At 63.2% G+C, this 16,422-nt stretch carries 13 protein-coding genes and 4 pseudogenes; 9 read left to right on the forward strand and 8 right to left on the reverse strand.

The annotated features are described in order from the left end of the window. The first annotated feature begins 113 nt into the window (after positions 1-113). The gene (locus tag AB4Z10_RS12875) at positions 114-1,343 is read left to right on the forward strand and encodes an ABC transporter substrate-binding protein (protein WP_441470788.1); all 1,230 of its coding nucleotides are present in this window, start codon (positions 114-116) and stop codon (positions 1,341-1,343) included. Positions 1,344-1,401: 58 nt separating this feature from the next. Here the strand turns inward: AB4Z10_RS12875 and AB4Z10_RS12880 are convergent, their stop codons facing one another. After that, positions 1,402-2,151, reverse strand: coding sequence for an ABC transporter substrate-binding protein (locus tag AB4Z10_RS12880; protein WP_441470789.1), 750 nt, complete (start codon positions 2,149-2,151; stop codon positions 1,402-1,404). Positions 2,152-2,205: 54 nt separating this feature from the next. On the opposite strand from AB4Z10_RS12880, the pseudogene AB4Z10_RS12885 reads away from it, so the two are divergent. The 3 genes and pseudogenes from AB4Z10_RS12885 to AB4Z10_RS12895 form a co-directional block, all read left to right on the forward strand. Continuing rightward, a pseudogene (locus AB4Z10_RS12885) lies at positions 2,206-2,619 on the forward strand (LysR substrate-binding domain-containing protein); the annotation flags it as partial. A 168-nt stretch (positions 2,620-2,787) separates the two neighbouring features. Beyond that, positions 2,788-2,967: a hypothetical protein gene (locus tag AB4Z10_RS12890; RefSeq protein WP_133565138.1), complete on the forward strand. Its 180-nt coding sequence runs from the start codon at positions 2,788-2,790 to the stop codon at positions 2,965-2,967. Positions 2,968-3,363: 396 nt separating this feature from the next. Further along, positions 3,364-3,576: pseudogene (locus AB4Z10_RS12895) on the forward strand (hypothetical protein); the annotation flags it as partial. Positions 3,577-3,851: 275 nt separating this feature from the next. Here the strand turns inward: AB4Z10_RS12895 and AB4Z10_RS12900 are convergent. Beyond that, positions 3,852-4,565 (reverse strand): carbonic anhydrase, encoded by a 714-nt coding sequence (locus AB4Z10_RS12900; protein WP_441470790.1) that lies wholly within the window; start codon positions 4,563-4,565, stop codon positions 3,852-3,854. A gap of 255 nt (positions 4,566-4,820) precedes the next feature. On the opposite strand from AB4Z10_RS12900, the gene AB4Z10_RS12905 reads away from it, so the two are divergent. Then, positions 4,821-5,627: a MarR family transcriptional regulator gene (locus AB4Z10_RS12905; protein WP_441470791.1), complete on the forward strand. Its 807-nt coding sequence runs from the start codon at positions 4,821-4,823 to the stop codon at positions 5,625-5,627. 97 nt (positions 5,628-5,724) lie between these two features. Here AB4Z10_RS12905 and AB4Z10_RS12910 read toward each other — a convergent pair whose 3' ends face one another. Then, positions 5,725-6,090 carry an alpha/beta hydrolase family protein gene (locus AB4Z10_RS12910; protein WP_441470792.1) on the reverse strand — a complete coding sequence of 122 codons (366 nt, stop codon included), beginning with the start codon at positions 6,088-6,090 and terminating at the stop codon, positions 5,725-5,727. Beyond that, positions 6,050-6,262: an alpha/beta hydrolase family protein gene (locus AB4Z10_RS12915; protein ID WP_441470793.1), complete on the reverse strand. Its 213-nt coding sequence runs from the start codon at positions 6,260-6,262 to the stop codon at positions 6,050-6,052. The genes AB4Z10_RS12910 and AB4Z10_RS12915 overlap by 41 nt, the downstream gene beginning before the upstream one ends. Before the next feature lie 167 nt (positions 6,263-6,429). On the opposite strand from AB4Z10_RS12915, the gene AB4Z10_RS12920 reads away from it, so the two are divergent. Beyond that, positions 6,430-7,011, forward strand: coding sequence for a DUF433 domain-containing protein (locus AB4Z10_RS12920; protein WP_441470794.1), 582 nt, complete (start codon positions 6,430-6,432; stop codon positions 7,009-7,011). After that, a complete protein-coding gene (locus AB4Z10_RS12925; protein WP_441470795.1) occupies positions 6,993-7,382 on the forward strand; it encodes a DUF5615 family PIN-like protein in 390 nt (129 codons plus the stop codon). The genes AB4Z10_RS12920 and AB4Z10_RS12925 overlap by 19 nt, the downstream gene beginning before the upstream one ends. Positions 7,383-7,702: 320 nt before the next feature. On the opposite strand, the gene AB4Z10_RS12930 is transcribed toward AB4Z10_RS12925, so the two are convergent. The 4 genes and pseudogenes from AB4Z10_RS12930 to AB4Z10_RS12945 form a co-directional block, all read right to left on the reverse strand. Further along, a complete protein-coding gene (locus AB4Z10_RS12930) occupies positions 7,703-7,849 on the reverse strand; it encodes a hypothetical protein (RefSeq protein WP_441470796.1) in 147 nt (48 codons plus the stop codon). 664 nt (positions 7,850-8,513) lie between these two features. After that, entirely contained in the window at positions 8,514-8,948 is a 435-nt protein-coding gene (locus AB4Z10_RS12935; RefSeq protein ID WP_441470797.1) for a VOC family protein, read from the reverse strand. Positions 8,949-8,956: 8 nt separating this feature from the next. Then, a pseudogene (locus AB4Z10_RS12940) lies at positions 8,957-9,207 on the reverse strand (IS21 family transposase); the annotation flags it as partial. Positions 9,208-9,471: 264 nt separating this feature from the next. After that, positions 9,472-9,942: a hypothetical protein gene (locus AB4Z10_RS12945; protein ID WP_441470798.1), complete on the reverse strand. Its 471-nt coding sequence runs from the start codon at positions 9,940-9,942 to the stop codon at positions 9,472-9,474. 558 nt (positions 9,943-10,500) lie between these two features. On the opposite strand from AB4Z10_RS12945, the gene AB4Z10_RS12950 reads away from it, so the two are divergent. Then, positions 10,501-15,105, forward strand: coding sequence for an autotransporter-associated beta strand repeat-containing protein (locus AB4Z10_RS12950; protein ID WP_441470799.1), 4,605 nt, complete (start codon positions 10,501-10,503; stop codon positions 15,103-15,105). An 85-nt stretch (positions 15,106-15,190) separates the two neighbouring features. Continuing rightward, positions 15,191-16,352: pseudogene (locus AB4Z10_RS12955) on the forward strand (DUF1254 domain-containing protein). Positions 16,353-16,422: the final 70 nt, after the last annotated feature.

The raw sequence follows: 16,422 nt of genomic DNA on the forward strand, positions 1-16,422 counted from the left end.
CATATCTGCAGCTCCGGAATGTCGGCGACGGACGTTGAGTGCGGCGCGCGCCCGGCCGGAGAATGACCGCCGGGATCGAACGCGATCAACCAATAAAAATATCCGGAGGAACGATGAAGGGCTTCAACAACCGCACGCTCGGCTTGCTTGCCGCAACCGCGCTGACGGCCGTCTCGACGGCGGCCTCCGCGCAGGCGCCAGCCATCTCGGACGATGTGATCCGCATCGGCGTGATCGAGGACATGTCCGGTGTTTATGCCGATATTACCGGCATCGGCGCGGTGACCGCCGCCCAGATGGCGATCGACGAGGTCGGCGGCAAGGTGCTCGGAAGGTCGGTCGAGCTGGTCTATGCCGACCATCAGAACAAGCCCGACATCGCCGCCTCGATCGCACGCAAATGGTTCGACGAGGGCAAGGTGGATGCGATCCTCGACGTCGCCTCCTCGTCTCCGGCGCTGGCGGTGATCGAGATCGCCAAGGACAAGGGCAAGATCATCACCCTGTCCTCGCCAGGCTCGACCCGCATCACCAACGAGAATTGCGGCCCCTATGTCGTGCACTGGGCCTATGACACCTACGCCATCGCGCAGAGCACGGGCCAGGCGCTGGCCAAGCAGGGCTTCGACACCTGGTATTTCGTCACCGCCGATTACGCCTTCGGCCATGGCCTGCAGGAGCAGGCGACCCGCATCGTCACCGAGAACAAGGGCAGGGTCCTGGGCAGCGTCAAGGTCCCGGTCGGGACCACCGATTTCGCCTCGCCGCTGCTGACCGCTCAATCCTCGCGCGCCAAGGTCGTCGCTCTCGCGAATGCCGGCAGCGATACCATCAACTCCATCAAGCAGGCGGCGCAGTTCGGGCTGACGCAGTCCGGCCAGAAGCTGGCGACGTTGGGCGGCTTCATCCATGATGTGCATGGCCTCGGCCTCCAGGAGGCCCAGGGGCTGACGATCACCGAAGCGTCCTATTGGGGCACCAACGACGAGACGCGCGCCTGGTCGAAGAAGTTCTTCGACAAGGTCAAGTCGATGCCGAACATGCTGCAGACCGGCACCTACTCCTCTGTCGTGCATTACCTGAAGGCGGTCGAGGTGGCCAAGACCGACGAGACGGCGGCGGTGATGAAGGCGATGCGCGAGATGCCGGTCAACGACCTCTTCTACAAGAACGGCAAGATCCGGCCGGATGGCCGCATGGTCCACGACATGAACCTCTACGAGGTCAAGAAGCCTTCGGAGTCGAAGGCGCCATGGGACTACTACAAGCTGCTCGCGACAATTCCTGGCGAGCAAGCCTTCCAGCCGCTCGCGGCCTCGACCTGCTCATTGGTGAAGCGGTAGCCGGGCGCCCGGCCGCGCCTCAAGGCCACGTGGCAAGATCGAGCGCAGGTGTTCGCGGTCAAGCTTTCGCGGCTAGCGGAGGCTGCGCCCGCCGACCGGTCCGACCCAGGCCGATACGGGATCGGCAGAAAGCGCTCGTGCAGCTCCCGCAGCGTCGCCTCTGCGTCGATGTCGCCGAAAAGCTCCGGATGAAGCCAGCTTGCGATGCGCTGCAGTGCCACGAACTGGTAGGGCTGTTGTAGAACTGGTGCCAGATCGCAAAGACGCGGCGCTCGGCGACGGCTTTGCCATGCGCGAAGGCCGGGCGCTTCGCCAGCGCCTCAAGCCTGCTGCGTGCTGCCGACAGGTCGGCTCCCGGACCGAGACCGACCCAGCCGCCGCCGGGAGCCAGCATGTCCCAGTTTCCGCCCGTCGCGATGACGACGTCCGGTTCCCGGGTGATGATCGTCTCGGGGTTAATCGTGCCGAACGTTCCCGGAAGGAGTTCGGATCCGAGATTACGACCGCCGGCCATCTCGACCATCAGGCCGAAATTTTCGTTCCCGAAAGTCACGCAGCAGGCGTCCGAAAATCCCGGGATGCGATCCAGCATGACGAGCGGCCGCTTGAGGTCCGGGTGCCCTGCTATCGGGCCGGTCACACGTGCGATCTGATCCTTGCGGAAGGCGATCAACGCGTCCGCGACCAGCTCGTTTCCGAACAGGCGCCCCAGCGAGCGTAAGGACGGCTCCGTGTTGCGAAGCGGTGCGTGACGGAAATCGACATAGACGGTACAAGCCGGGTTCTTGGCTAGGCGGTGCGCAGCCACCGATCCCGACGAGCCGGCGCCGCAGACGATGAAGGCCAGGCACGATCCTACGTCGTTGTGGCTTCACCGACGTATCTCGAAGCGAACGGCAGACCACAGGCGCCGCTCGATCTGCTCAATCACACCTGCATCCGCATCCGGCTTCCCAATGGCGGCATCTACAAATGGCACTTCGAGAAAGATGGGCAGCCGGTTCAAATCGACGTCAAGGGGCCTATCACCCTCGACGAGGCAAGCCTGTCGCGGACAGCCGTCCTGCGCGGGATCGGTTTGGGTCTGTTCATGGAATCGGACGTCCGTGAGGACATCGCGGCCGGCCGCCTGATCCGCGTCCTTGAGGACTGGATGAAGCCGGTGGCACCGCTGTGCCTCTACTACCCTGGACGGAAGAACCCGTCCGCCGCGTTCAAGGCATTTATCAACCTCGCCCGCGAGTTCACCTCGGCTTTGTATGCCGATCGGAGGTGACGCACCTGCCGGATCGCGTCGCGATGAAAGTCCGCTTGTGGGCAAGTGCCGAGAGTCTGCTCATGGCGCAAACAACGGGTTGCGTGGCGCGAATGTTTGACCAAGCTCCGCCCACTTCTGCTACGAGTGCGGAATGCCGCCGATGTCTCGTCAAAATAGGAGCATATCGTGACCGAGCGTTTCGAACGGCACCGCCAACCCTGGACATCAGAGGAGCTCCAGAAGCTCAAGCTACTTGCTGGGAAGGGCATGGCGCTCAAAGCAATCTCAAAAGCCATGACGCGCAGCGAGGAATCCATCAAAGACCGCGCGAAACTCGATGGGATCAAGATCGCGAAGCTGCGTTAGGCCAGGCTCGAGGCACGACCTCAGCGTTCATAGCTATCGTTTTCTGCCAACGGCACGATGGCTGCTGTTGGACATGTGCAGTGACGGTGATGCCCAGCTCTGAAGCCGCCCCAAGTCCGAAACATCTGAAACAATCTGGCCGCAATCCAACAGCACGTGGGCCCTCATCCTTCTCCCCTTGCAGATCCGCGCGATTGGCCTGCTGCCGGTTTCGCGGACACCGAGCATTTCGGATGAACTCTTCGAAGAGCCTAACGCCGAGCTAGCCCAGTACGAACGCGAGGGCGATAGTTCGTGACTTCACGTCGATATACGGGCTCCGTTGGCCGAAGTGTGTGAGTAAGCACCGAAGTCTGACCCCTCAGAAACCTCCCTTAACTCACTGACTTAAATGACATATCTTCATTTCGCGAGGGGTCACGATCGGCGCCGATCGTGACCGTCACACTGAAGCCGCGCCACATCTGGGCGATCAGGACACGGCTGCAGCACAAACATTGCGTGCGAGACTTGGCGATGTTCAATCTCGCAATCGACAACAAGCTACGTGGCTGCGATCTCGTCCGGCTTCGTGTGGCCGACGTCGTGCTCGCCGGAACCATTAGGCTGAGCACCTGCTCGGCGCCGCCGGTCGTATCGACAGCGCCGCGAAACCGATCCTCGAAGTCAACTCGCGGCATGCGAGGGTCTGGCTCTGACCGGAGTGGAAGATGGGACATTGCGTGGTGAGGTCGCCCATCTTCTCCTCGACGCCGCCCGCGTCCTGGACGGTGGGCGCCCGGCTGATGCGAGCGCCTTTGCCGACAGGCTGAGCCGCCTCGTGACAAGACGCGTGGGTAAAGGCTGATCGGCCTGGGCGAGCGGAATAATTTCCCGCGGAGCGGTCAGAGCAGAGTGATTTTCCCGTTCGCCAATTCGTAATGGGCACCGACCACCTTGACCTTTCCGCTCCTCACGAAATCCGCGAGGATCGGCTTGGCCGTTTCGAGGCGCCGCACGCCCCGACGGATATTCTCTGCAACCGCCGCAGCGAGCACATCGTCCGGCTTGTCGGCCTTGGCTGCTTTGACGGCGGGCCTGATTTCGCGAACCATCTCCTGGAGGTGGCCCGGCAGGCTCGCCCCGTCCCGCGCGACCTTGATCGCGGCATCGATGGCCCCGCAGCGCGAATGGCCAAGGACCATGACGAGCGGTGTGTTGAGGAACTTCACCGCATATTCGAGGCTCGCCAGCCCGTCGTCATTGACGAAATTGCCGGCGAGGCGAACCACGAACAGATCGCCGGGTCCCTGATCAAAGGCGAGCTCTGGTGCAACGCGCGAATCCGCGCAACTTAGAATCGCAGCGATCGGGTGCTGGACCGTGACCCGCGCGGCCCGGCCGGCCGAATAATCCAGATTGCCCGACGTATTGGCCGCGTAGCGCGCATTGCCATCCATCAGCCGCTTCAGCGCCTCGTCCGGCGTGATCGCATTCTGTGGCGCAGCCTGGGCGAAGGCCCGCGGGGAGAGCGCAGCGGTGGCGCTGAAGGCTGCCATGCCGGCAAAAAGGCCGCGGCGGGACATTCCGGATATGGGCCGGGCGCATAGGTCACACATAGCTTAAGCCTCCCAGATCAGCCTGCGCTGCGAGCGATCCGAGCTGCTAATGCGACGCTTTATCAACCTTGTCGCCGCACTCACCCTCACAGCAGGCACCGCATTACTGCTACAGGCAATGGAGGCTGCGAAGTCCAAACTTTGCAGGGATTCCCCATGAGCGATGTGCTTGAGTCCGAGCCGGTTGCGACAGTCCTCCACTCTTCCGTTCAAGGCTTTGCCGAGCGGAAAACCTGTACCTTTGCCGCAACCTTGATGCGGTCGCCAGATTTTGCCCATGCGCTCGAAACCTACTGCGGCGCCATGGTCCAGCCGCCAGAAGTGGCCTGGCCGACCGATAAGGTGTTCGCACAGAAGCTGCGTTACCTCGTGGCCTTCGTATTGATTGGGAATGATGCGCGCTGGCGCCACAGCCGCGGAGAGGCGCCAACACTCGCGGCCCTGCAGCGCGCCGCGCCGGCGAGCGCCAGGCAGATCGCCGGCTTCATCAGCGCATTGCGCCATGGCGGCTATGTGATCGCCACCCGGGGTAGCGGCGATCGGCGGGCGCTGCATTTGCGCCCCTCGATGGGGCTGCTCCAGGAGATCGCCCGTTCGCCGCTCGCCTTTCTCGAGGCCTCGGAACGGCTGGCGCCACCGTCGCGCCCGCTCGCCGATCGCTTGCGTGCCGAGGCCGACCCTCTCTCCGACTGGCTTGGCCGCTCGCACGACCGGTTCCATGCCGAAGATATCCTCTTCGCCCCCTTCCCGGGCATCGTCCGATTCACGGAGCATGATTGCGGCTATCCGGTGCTGTCAGCGGCATTCGCAGCTCATTATGCGGCGTTGCTCGGCAGGACACCACCAATCCGGCTATCCTATGGCGCGCTGGCCGAGCGCTTTCGTGTCTCGCGCCAGCATATCGGAAATATCTTCGTCGAGGCTGAGCGGCACGGCTGCTTCACGGTCAGCCATGGTGGTCGGGACATCTCCATCTCGCCCGCCTTCGCGCGAGAATTCGAGACCTGGGCGGCAGGTCAGATGGCGCATTATCGCCTGCTCGCCGAGGAGCAGGTTTTGTGATTCCACGACATGAAGAGTGCGCGGCTCGCAAAGCCGGCTCGCCTCGCTTAACGTCCGCTTATTGGCGGTTGCCGAAGGTCCGGAGTTGGCGCAACTTTCACGTAGGCAGGGACAGCCCCTCCAGGCCCTGCTTGATCTGCATCGAGCTGCTCTCCAGTTCCCCTGGATGAATCGGCTCGGATCGGCCGCCGAGATGATGTGCGAGGAAAGCCTCGGCCACGGCGTAGAAGGCGGTCTTGTTCTCGGGCCGCAGGAAGCCATGGCCTTCATCAGGGTAGAGAAGATAGCCGACGGGGATGCCCTTCGCCTTGAGCGCCGCGACCATTTGATCGGATTCAGCCTGCTTCACCCGTGGGTCGTTGGCGCCGTGCCCGATGAGCAGCGGCTTGGAGATCCTGTCGGCCTGGAAGAGCGGCGAGCGCTCATGAGCGAGCCGTAGTCCCCTCCTCCGTGTCGAGGTCACCGATCGCCTGATGGTATCGGACGCGAATGGCTTCCCAATAGGGCGGCACGGTGCGCAGTAGCGTTTCGAGGTTGGAGGGACCGACGATATCGATTCCGCAGGCATAGGTGTCGGGATTGCGGGTCAGGCCGACGAGGGTCGCATAACCTTCTCGCAGCGAGCGGAAATTCAAGCTGTGCTGGAGGACGGCCAGAAGATCGCTCCGTTGGCCAAGCGCTTCGATGTCAACCGGCAGACGATCATGAGGATCCGTGACGTGACGACCACCTAGGCCATCGGCGTTCTGACTTGTTATGGGGGTTCCCTGGCTATATATTCCCTTCCAAGGGAGTAATTATCATGCCCAACGAGTTTTCTGCTCGCGAAGTGGCCGAACTGGCCAATGTTCCGATCCGCGCCGTGGACAAGGCCATTGAGGAAAATGTGCTTGCCGGTATCCGTGCTGGTGCCCGCGGCCGCCGTCGAATGCTGCCGCTTCATGCCGTACCATATGCAGCGATCGTCGCGCGGTTGCCATTGACGCTCTCACTCGAGACCAAGCGCTATCTCGCGCGCGCACTGGGTAATCGTTCGTCGGCGCGAATGACAACGGAGCCGCTGGAGATCGCCCCTGCCGTCACCGTCGATGTGTCTGCATTGGTCGGCTCTGACCTAGCCGAGCGCGCCGAGCGCTACGGTAAGGCGCGGGAGGATTTCGTCGAAATCAACCCCGACATCATGGGCGGAACGCCCGTTCTGCGTGGGACACGGATCACCGTTTACTCGGTGCTCGGACGTCTTGAGGGCGGAGACAGTGTTGACGACGTACTCGAAGATAACCCGGATCTGACGCGGGAAGCGGTAGAAACCGCCGCGCTCTATGCCCGCACGCATCCTATCGTCGGCAGACCAGGTGGCCGTCCGTGGGCGAAAGCCGCGTGAGGCTATTCATCGACGAGTGCTTGTCGCCGCAGCTAGCTCGCCGGCTCAATGAAGACGGTGCACATAATGCAATCCATCCGCGCGACATGGGCCGACTGGGCGAGCCGGACCATGTCGTGCTCGCGCGTTGCCTGGACGAAGATAGAGCGATTGTAACGGAGAATGCGGTCGACTTTCGCAAGCTGGTCGCGCGCCAGGATCTACATCCCGGATTGGTTATCCTACCAAGCGTCAACCGCGATCAGTCGTTCCGCTTCTTGGTTGAAGGAATTGCCCATCTAGCTTCGCTAGGCGAGCCATCGGACGTGATCGTCAATCACGTTCTGGAAATCGGAAAGGATGGAGGCTTAACGCTTTCTCCGCTGCCCTGACGAGCTTCCCGCGCGCGATAATCTGCGACCTCGGGTTTGAGGCCCGCAGGGTTGCACTTGTCACGGCAAAGGAACATAAAGGGAACATGACTTTCGGCATTTGGGGCGCCCAGGGAGTTGCATGATGCCAGACACCCAGATTGAAGGCGGCCAGCAGCTGCCACCGAAACCCGGCCTGGGACAGATGTCCGTGAACTGCTCAACGTGGTCCATTTTCGACGAGGGCGACGCTTTCGGTCGCCAGTGGATAATTCGCCAACTCGCCCCTACCTGGCCTGCATAATCGCCTTGGTTTCGGGGCTGGAGCTTGAGCATCCGGCTCAGAAAGCGTGCTCCCGCTCATACTCTTCCATGGCGTTGATGAGCTCCACCAATTCCTTCTCTTCCGGGCTGTCTTCGATCGCGCCCGTGAGATCCTGGACCTTATCCCAAGCTAGCTCGAAGTCTTGAGCATCGGCAATTTCCATGACGACCCCGTTAGGTCTCACGACGATCGAAGAATCCCAATCTTACCTGAAATCCCGCGTCTTGACCCTAATCTCATCGATATGCCCGTAAGGATCGACGAGATTCCTCCCCTTTGGCATTGCACGCCGATCTGCCGTCGGCGATCCATGATGGAATTCGTCGCCGCGTCCGTGGGGAAGCGGGAAGCTGGCATCGCGTGATCCAACGCTGGCCAACTCGGCCGAGAGATCATGCAGCTGATGGGCGACGATATGGATAGGCACGCACACGTCCCGCCTCGCTATTGCACCACATTCAACTGGCGATGCCCGCAGGCTGTGAACGGGACGCACGGGAATTCTACCGGAAACGTTCTCGGCCTCAGCGAGGTCGACAAGCCCGAAGAACAGCGCTCACGTGGCGGAATGTGGTTTGAGAGCGGAAGCATCCAGCCTCATCTCGGCGAGGAGACGCCGTTTGCCCCTGCAAAGCAAGCCCGGACGTTCAGAACGTGCAATGGGTCCGCTTCAATCCCGCGGCCTCGAATTTGGCTCTGTATGGATCTGCCGGGCATCAAACGACCCTATGTCGACGATCCGTTCGGGAATCGGATCGAAGTCCTCGAACTGGTGAAGCTCAACGACCTCTCGCGCCGAAAAGGCAGCCGGGAATCCCTCATTTTCCTCAATCTGAGCGCATATCGCCTCGGAAGACGGCCTCGATGTTGTTCCCATCGGGGTCATGGACGAAAGCGGCATAGTACCCTGGAGGATATCCGCCCGAGCGGATGCCTGGTACTCCGTTGTCGGTGCCTCCGGCGGCCACGGCCGCGCGATGGAAGGCGTCCGCCTGCTCGCGGCTGCTCGCCCGGAATGCCGTATGCTGTCGCACCCCGCTCGGATGGAACGTATCGATCCAGAACACCGGGTAGTCGATGCCGAACGCGACACCAGCGAGATCCACGTCGTTTCGATCCGCGGGCTTCATGGTGCCCGAGATGCAGGAGACGACATGCGCTCCGAGAGGCTTCAGGGCCATCTCGTAGAAGTGCGCGGAGCGGGCGATGTCCGATACGCCGATGCCCGTGTGATCGACCAGCCAGTCGGACGCATTGGTCATGGTTGGATTCCTTCTATGCCGTGCTCGCGCAACTCCCGCGTCCGGCGCGTCGCCGTCAGTTCAGGAAAGGCCACAACTCGCTCACGCACATAATCGAGTAGCGCGTGATCTTATTCGGCCGGCCAACCTGGCGCGGCCCATAGGCCGGCAGCTCCAGGCCCCGCTCGATATTTTTGCGGATCGCCTTGCGATAACGCCCCGTGCGACGCGTGATCGCCGTCGCGGACGGCCTTTGGCGGTGAAGATCCGGGATCATCATCCGTTCTCCAACCTAAGCCGGACCACCGCCGCCGCCCCCTTGGCGGGCATCATCGGCGACGGGTGGAACGCCTGAAGCAGCGGGTGGACCCGGCTGCTTCAGGCAAGGACGCTAGGCAGGGAATTTTCGGCGCCCACCGTCAGGGAGAACTCAACGCCTACTGACAAACACGCCCGGCTCACGGTCAAAAACGCAGTCCGACCCGGCGCGCTGAGGAACTCAGATAACCGCTGCTTGCAGCACCCAGTCCAACCCGGATCGACCTCACTTACCATAATTCTCATCAGAAAACGGCGATGAGGTGGGGGTCTGGATTTTGATGAAGCCGACCCCGCCGTGCGAATGGCAGCTATTGCAGGCCATTGTCAGCGCGGAATAAGCGCGCACGAATTTGCCGCTATCCTTGGCAGCGGCGGCCTGGCGCAGGGCGGTCACATGCTCAGCTGCAGCGTTGACCTCGTCGACCGGAATATTGACGTACAGAACTGCGGCTCGTCTCAGACTCTCGCTAATGCGATCAAGTTGATAGTTAACTAGATCCCAGTTCTTGGAGTTGCCCGCATACCAGAGCTTGATATGACGCAACTGAGTTACGCTCATGATGTCGCCCAGACTGACCAGATTCGAGATTTCTTGCTCTCCTTTCGGTGGCAGTGCAGCGAAAGGAACATCGTCACTCAATGCCATCGCCGTTGAGACGAGAATGAGTGCTGCGCTCAAGGCAGTTGCCCTCATGAGTCCCTCCGTCGGCAAGCTGATCGGACCCGCGTGTAAGCGAACCGTCAGGGCTCCCATTCGAAGTCACGATCAAATCACGAGAACCAGCCAAGGTGTTTGATCCAGCGCAAAATAACATTCGCGGTTCGGCGAGCCGCAACCCCATGCTCAAAAGGGTCAGAACCTTCGCCTTCAGCGCCTGGGTCTACCGCCAACGGAACGCCGTCTGCGCCTACGACCTATGCGGCCTGAGCTGTGACAAGTGAGCGGAAGACGCAGCTGCCGATCGTGCCGCGACAATGCCGCAATATCGGAAAGCAGGTGCATCACGATCTAAAATCGCTAAACTGCGCAAATTGCGTCGCGGGCTAATGGCGACGGACTATGCCTACCGTGAGAGCCTATGATCTCCTGCCGACGCCGCGCCCTGCGCGAGACGACATCCTTCACCGCCCAATCCGTGCCCGCAACCGGCGTCATCGCCGCGGGGCTGTTGCATAAATGATGCCTTCGAGGAGCCGTGACGTCGCCGCCAATACGCTATCGCGTTTGCGGGGTGCGCTGGTGGACAAAACGATGGTGAGCGGTCTGGCACTCGCCGTCGCTGCCACGGCTGTGATGGCCTCCGGCACGGCGCATGCGGCGGACTGGCTGGGCGCCACCGGGGATTTCAACCTCGGTTCGAACTGGGCTGGCGGAGCGGTGCCGACAACGGCGACCTTCACGAACAGCCCCACGGCGGAGCGAAATGTCACCGCGTCCGGCGGTTCGCTCACGCTGCTCGAATACAACAACAACGCGCTCGCCTACACGTTGTCGACTGCCCCCAGCTCGGCTCTGGCTATCACCAACATCACCAATAATTCGACCTTCGAGCAGACACTGTTTGCTGGAGCGGCGGGCGGGTTCATTATCTCTGGCACGGTTACCGGCCCGATGGCGCTTATTGCGGGACCAGCCTCCGGCGTGATGCAATTCGGTGCCGGGAGTTCGGCGGCGGGCTCGCGATTTATCGGCCAGGGCGGATTACTGAATTTAATTATGGGCGCCGGTGATACGCTGTCGATCGGTTCGATCGAAGGCACCGGCATCATAAGAGCCCTTGGGGCGGGACAAACTCTGTCGGTTGGCGGACTGAATTCAAGCACCACCTATGCTGGTACAATTCAGGATATGGTCGCCCTCACCAAGGTCGGTACCGGCGGCCTGACCCTGTCCGGAGCGAACATCTATTCGGGTTTGACGACGGTTTCGGCCGGCACCCTCACGGTCTCCAACGCCAGTGGCCTCGGTGCGGTTTCCAGCGGCACGACGGTCGCCTCGGGTGCGACGCTCGCCTTGACGGGCGGTATCAACGTCGGCGCCGAAGCTCTGACGCTTTCGGGGACTGGCGTGTCAGGGGGCGGCGCTCTCACCAGTTTGAATTCCGGCGTGAACACCTTCCAGGGCGCGATCACTCTGGCGGCAGCCAGTAGTATCAATGTTAATAACACGAGCTCGCTGTATCTTTCGGGCGGCATCACTGGATCCAACACGGATCTGACGCTTGGCGGCTCCAGCAACAACGGCGGCACCATCAGTGGGGTGATTGCCACGGGCTCCGGCTCAATCACGAAGTCCGGCAGCCAATGGACCCTGGCAGGCGCCAATACCTATTCCGGCCTCACCATCGTAAATTCGGGCCCCCTGTTTGTGACAAACAGTCTCGGTCTCGGCTCGACAGCGAACGGAACGGTGGTGGCATCGGGCGCGTCCCTTGTACTCGGCGGCAGCGTCAACATTGTCGGGGAGGCGCTCACGCTCTCGGGCAGCGGCACAGGTGGTTTCGGCGCCCTGCAAGCGGGCGGCGGCACGAGCACCTATGGCGGAGACATCACTCTCGCCGCGGACAGCCAGATCAACGCCGGCCTTTTGACCTTTCCAAGTACCTTGACCGTCACCGGCGGCATTACCGGCTCTGGCCAAAATCTGACCCTAGCCGGCCCCGGGACAGGGACCGTATCCGGGGTGATCGCCACGGGGACAGGCGGGCTGACGAAGATAAACACAGGCACCTGGACGCTCACGGGCGCCAACACCTATACTGGCGCAACCACCATCAACGGCGGCACGCTGATCGTGAACGGCTCGCTGGCTTCGTCCAGCGTGAGCGTCGGCAGCGGCACGACGCTTGCCGGCTCGGGTTCGATCGCGGGAGCGGTGACGGTCGCCTCCGGCGGAACGCTGTCGGCCGGTAACAGCCCGGGCACGCTCACGGTAGGATCGCTGGCGATCAATGCCGGCTCGAACACCGTGTTCGAACTCGGCACCCCTGGAGTCGCGGGCGGCGCGACCAACGACCACATCATCATCAACGGCAGCGGGGCGACCGGAAACCTGACGCTCGGCGGCACGCTCGCGGCCAATGTCGCTTCGGCCGGCTATTATCGCCTGTTCGACGTCACCGGCGGCGGCACGATCAGCGGCAGCTTCTCGTCGCTTGCACTGTCCGCGCCCAGCGTCGCAGGCGCGACCGGGACGGTCTACAGCATGCCTGCCGGCCTGCCGCCGCAGGTCAATCTTGCCGTGCTCGGGGCCGGCCAGATCCTGCAGTTCTGGGACGGCGCTGACCAGACCGGGAACGGTGCCGTCGATGGCGGCACGGGCACCTGGAATGGCGGCAACACCAACTGGGCGGTGGCGCCGGGCGAGGCGGGCTTCAATGCCCCGTGGCTGAGCTCTGTCGGCGTGTTCCAGGGCATAGCCGGCACGGTGACGGTGTCCGGCACGCAAAACTTCGACACGCTGCAGTTCACCAGCGACGGCTTTCTGCTGACCGGAGGCGCTCTCGGCCTCGGCGTCGCCGGGGGCGGCATTATCAACACGGCAGCCGGCGTCGCCGCTTCAATCGGCTCGGCCATCATCGATGGCGTCGGGACCAGCCTGACCAAGGTCGGCGCCGGCACGCTGGCGCTGTCCGGCGCCAATAGCTATTCCGGCGGCACGCTGCTCAACGCAGGCACCCTCGCCGTCGGATCGGCGAGCGCGCTCGGCACAGGCACGCTGCAGATGGCGAGTGGGACGACGCTTCGTGCCAACGCCCCTTCTCTCACGCTGGCCAACGCTGTGGCGTTGTCGAGCGGCACCGCCTTCGTCGATACCGGTTCGTTGGATTTTGGCCTGGCCGGCGTCATCAGCGGCGGGGGCACGCTCTCCAAGACGGGCGCCGGGGTCCTGACGCTGTCGGGGATCAACACCTACTCAGGCGCCACCTGGATCCAGCAAGGCACGCTACGGATGGGCGGGTTGGGCGTCCTGCCGAACCAGACGGCGGTTCAGATTTCGGCCGGGGCGGTCTTCGATCTCAACGGCATCGCCCAGACGGTCGGCTCGCTGTCCGGCTCGGGCGACGTGCTCCTGGGCGGCACGACGCTGAATGCCGGAGTTAACAACAGCAGCACGACCTTCTCCGGCACGATCTCGGGCGCGGGCTCGCTGCTCAAGACCGGTACCGGCACGCTGACGCTGAACGGAACGAACACCTACACGAGCGTGACCCAGGTGTTTGGTGGCAGGCTCGTCGTCGACGGCTCGGTCGCGACGCCGGTGATCGTACATGCGGGTGCGACGCTGGCTGGCTCCGGCTCGGTCGGCGCGACCACGATCGGCGGCACGCTTTCGCCGGGCAATTCACCGGGGACGCTGACCGTCAACGGCAGCCTCGTGATGGGCGTCGCATCGACCTATATCGCCGAGGTCCAAGGCACTGTCGCGGACCGGGTCAACGTCACCGGCACGGCCTCGCTGGCGGGTACGCTGCGGATCGTGCCGCTCGGCGGCGCCTACAGCTTCTCCGCCCCCTACACGCTGCTGTCGGCAGCGGGCGGGCTCGGCGGCACGCGCTTCGGCCCGGTCGACACGACCGGCTCCTTCGGCGACGGTGTCACCACTGCGGTGAGCTACACCGTCAACGACGTGCTGCTGAGGTTGACACCGAAGCCGCTGGCGCCAATCGTGACACCGACGCTCGGCGTCACAGCGCCGCGCAACGCCGCCTCGGTCGCTTCGGCCATCGACAGTGCGGTGGCCAATCGCGTCGACCCGTCCGCCCTATTTGGGATCTACAACCTGCCGGCGGCGGCGATCCCAGCGGCTGTGAACTCGCTCTCGGGCGAGGTCCATACGGCGGCGCCCGCGATGGCGCATGTCGCTTCAGACCAATTCCTGCGCACGATGCTGGACGGCTCGGGTAGCGGCCGGCTCTCAGGAGCGCCCGGCGGCCCTGCCGGCGTGGCCGGCTTCACAGCCGACCTGCCATCGAGGCAGGATGGGTCGGGACGCCCGACCTTCGATCCGGCGCGCTTCGCGCTCTGGGGCGCGACTTTCGGCTCGACCGGACGAACCGACGGCGACCGCGTCGTGGGTTCGGCCAACCGAAACCTCTCCGATGCGCATGTCGCGTTCGGCGCCGACATCCGGTTGGGCTCCAGCACCGTCATCGGCGCCGCAGTCGCGGGTGGCCAGGCGCGAGACTCGCTCTCGGGCGGGCTCGGCAAGGCGGAGGCCGATGTCTTCCAGGCTGGTCTCTATGGCCGCACCACGCTTGGCTCGGTCAACCTCGCCGGCGCGCTCGGCTATGCCCGGCTCGACACCGACACCAGCCGCGCCATCCCGGCGCTGGGCCGCACCGGCGTGGCCGCCTCCTATGCGACGCAGGCCTGGTCCGGTCGAATCGAGGCGAGCCTACCAGTGGCAGGCTGGGGTGGCCTGACGCTCTCCCCGCTCGCCGCCTTCCAGGCGGTGCGGGCGAACAGCCCGGCTGCGGTCGAGCGCGACGCGATGGGCGCGACCGTCGGCATGCTGACGCTGCCGCGGCGCACCGGCATCACCAGCCGCAGCGAGCTCGGCCTGCAGCTCGATGCCAACCTGATCGCGGGCGCATCGCCCGTCACCGGCTTCGTCCGCGCCGCATGGGCGCATTACTACCAGCGCGACGTCGACCTCACCGCCGCGCTCAACGGCCTGCCCGGCGCGAGCTTCGCTGTGAGCGGTGCCAGGCCCGACCGCAATGCGGCGCTGCTCGCGGCAGGAGCCGATATCAAGCTTAGCCAAACCGTCAGCCTCGGCATGCGCGTCGACTCGGAGCTGTCCGGGAACACGCAACGTGTCGGCGGCACTGCGCAGCTCAGGGTGAATTTCTAAGAAACCCGCGACGGCGCCAGCGCCGATCGAGCGGCCGAGACGCGGCCGCGCGATGTTTTCCAGATGATCGCTTCGCCGCGCACGCATCTACGGACTGCCTATCGTAATGAACTATGCCGTCATGCATGAATATGCGATCGATCGCAATTCTGGCCAGTTCAAGGCTCCGTTCAATCAGATCAAGAACGAACCGAACGTCTTCACCTACAAGGATACGGCAATCGTCACGCCAAACAGCGACACGCCCTATTCCTTAGGCCGGCGACTACATGGTCGTCGGGCCCGACTGGAAAGGCGACACCCCGGCGGGCATCAAGCAGGTGTTTCGTTCGAGCACACAGTTTGCCCTAGCGGGCTATCGCACCCAGCTTTTCGGCGCGGATGATCTCGACAACGTCAAGAAGGTGCAGGCTGGCTACAAGGTGCAGATGCTCTCGGCCYATYTGMAGCRGACGCCGCCGSCGGCCGYGCCAACCGTCGATTTCCCCAAGATCGACAAGGAACTCGTGAAGACCAACTTCTTCGAGTATCTCGACTTCGCTTTGCAATTCGCGCCGGCGCAGGAGAACGAGAAGGAGATGCGCGCCAAGCTGGCACGCATCGGCATCGGCCCTGGCAAGACCTTCAACTTCAAGGACCTCTCTCTGGAGCATAAGCTGGAGATCGGCCTTGGCATGAAGGAAGGCCAGCGGAAGGTCGACGAGGCCGTCGCCAGTGTCGGCAAGGCGATCAACGGCTGGCGGCTTAGCGGTCTTCCCGGCGATAGCGCCCACTATAATGGCGACTGGATGAAGCGTGCCGTCGCCGCTCAGGCCGGCATCTATGGGAACGACCCGGAGGAAGCGACCTATCCGTTCACGCGCGTCGACAGCGACGGCCAGGCGCTCGACGGCAGCAAGCACAATTACACGCTGACCTTCCCGGCGGGGCAACTGCCACCGGTGAATTCCTTCTGGTCACTCACGATGTATGACGGCAAGAGCCAACTYCTGATCGAAAACCCGATCAACCGCTACCTTATCAACTCGCCGATGCTGCCGGCGATGAAGACCAACGCGGATGGGTCGCTGACGCTCTACATCCAGGCCAAATCGCCGGGCGCCGACAAGGAAGCGAACTGGCTGCCTGCTCCGAACGGGCCGATCTACCTGGTCATGCGGCTCTACTGGCCGAAGACGGAAGCGCCGTCGATCCTGCCGGCGGGTGAAGGTACATGGCGGCCACCCGGGGTAAAGCGGGTCTCATAGAAGACAAAAACTTCGCACGCCTCTCCATCGCAARCTCGTTGAAGAAACGCGGCCGGTTCTCGTGCTGTCC

Source organism: Allobosea sp. RAF48 (assembly GCF_052114025.1).
Taxonomy (GTDB): domain Bacteria; phylum Pseudomonadota; class Alphaproteobacteria; order Rhizobiales; family Beijerinckiaceae; genus Allobosea.

What these genes read in the sequence shown, in the direction of transcription:
- AB4Z10_RS12875 (WP_441470788.1), top strand. Translation starts at nt 114, where the DNA reads ATGAAGGGCTTCAACAACCGCACGCTCGGCTTGCTTGCCGCAACCGCG.
- AB4Z10_RS12900 (WP_441470790.1), bottom strand. Translation starts at nt 4,565, where the DNA reads ATGTGTGACCTATGCGCCCGGCCCATATCCGGAATGTCCCGCCGCGGC.
- AB4Z10_RS12905 (WP_441470791.1), top strand. Translation starts at nt 4,821, where the DNA reads ATGCGGTCGCCAGATTTTGCCCATGCGCTCGAAACCTACTGCGGCGCC.
- AB4Z10_RS12920 (WP_441470794.1), top strand. Translation starts at nt 6,430, where the DNA reads ATGCCCAACGAGTTTTCTGCTCGCGAAGTGGCCGAACTGGCCAATGTT.
- AB4Z10_RS12930 (WP_441470796.1), bottom strand. Translation starts at nt 7,849, where the DNA reads ATGGAAATTGCCGATGCTCAAGACTTCGAGCTAGCTTGGGATAAGGTC.
- AB4Z10_RS12935 (WP_441470797.1), bottom strand. Translation starts at nt 8,948, where the DNA reads ATGACCAATGCGTCCGACTGGCTGGTCGATCACACGGGCATCGGCGTA.
- AB4Z10_RS12945 (WP_441470798.1), bottom strand. Translation starts at nt 9,942, where the DNA reads ATGAGGGCAACTGCCTTGAGCGCAGCACTCATTCTCGTCTCAACGGCG.
- AB4Z10_RS12950 (WP_441470799.1), top strand. Translation starts at nt 10,501, where the DNA reads ATGGTGAGCGGTCTGGCACTCGCCGTCGCTGCCACGGCTGTGATGGCC.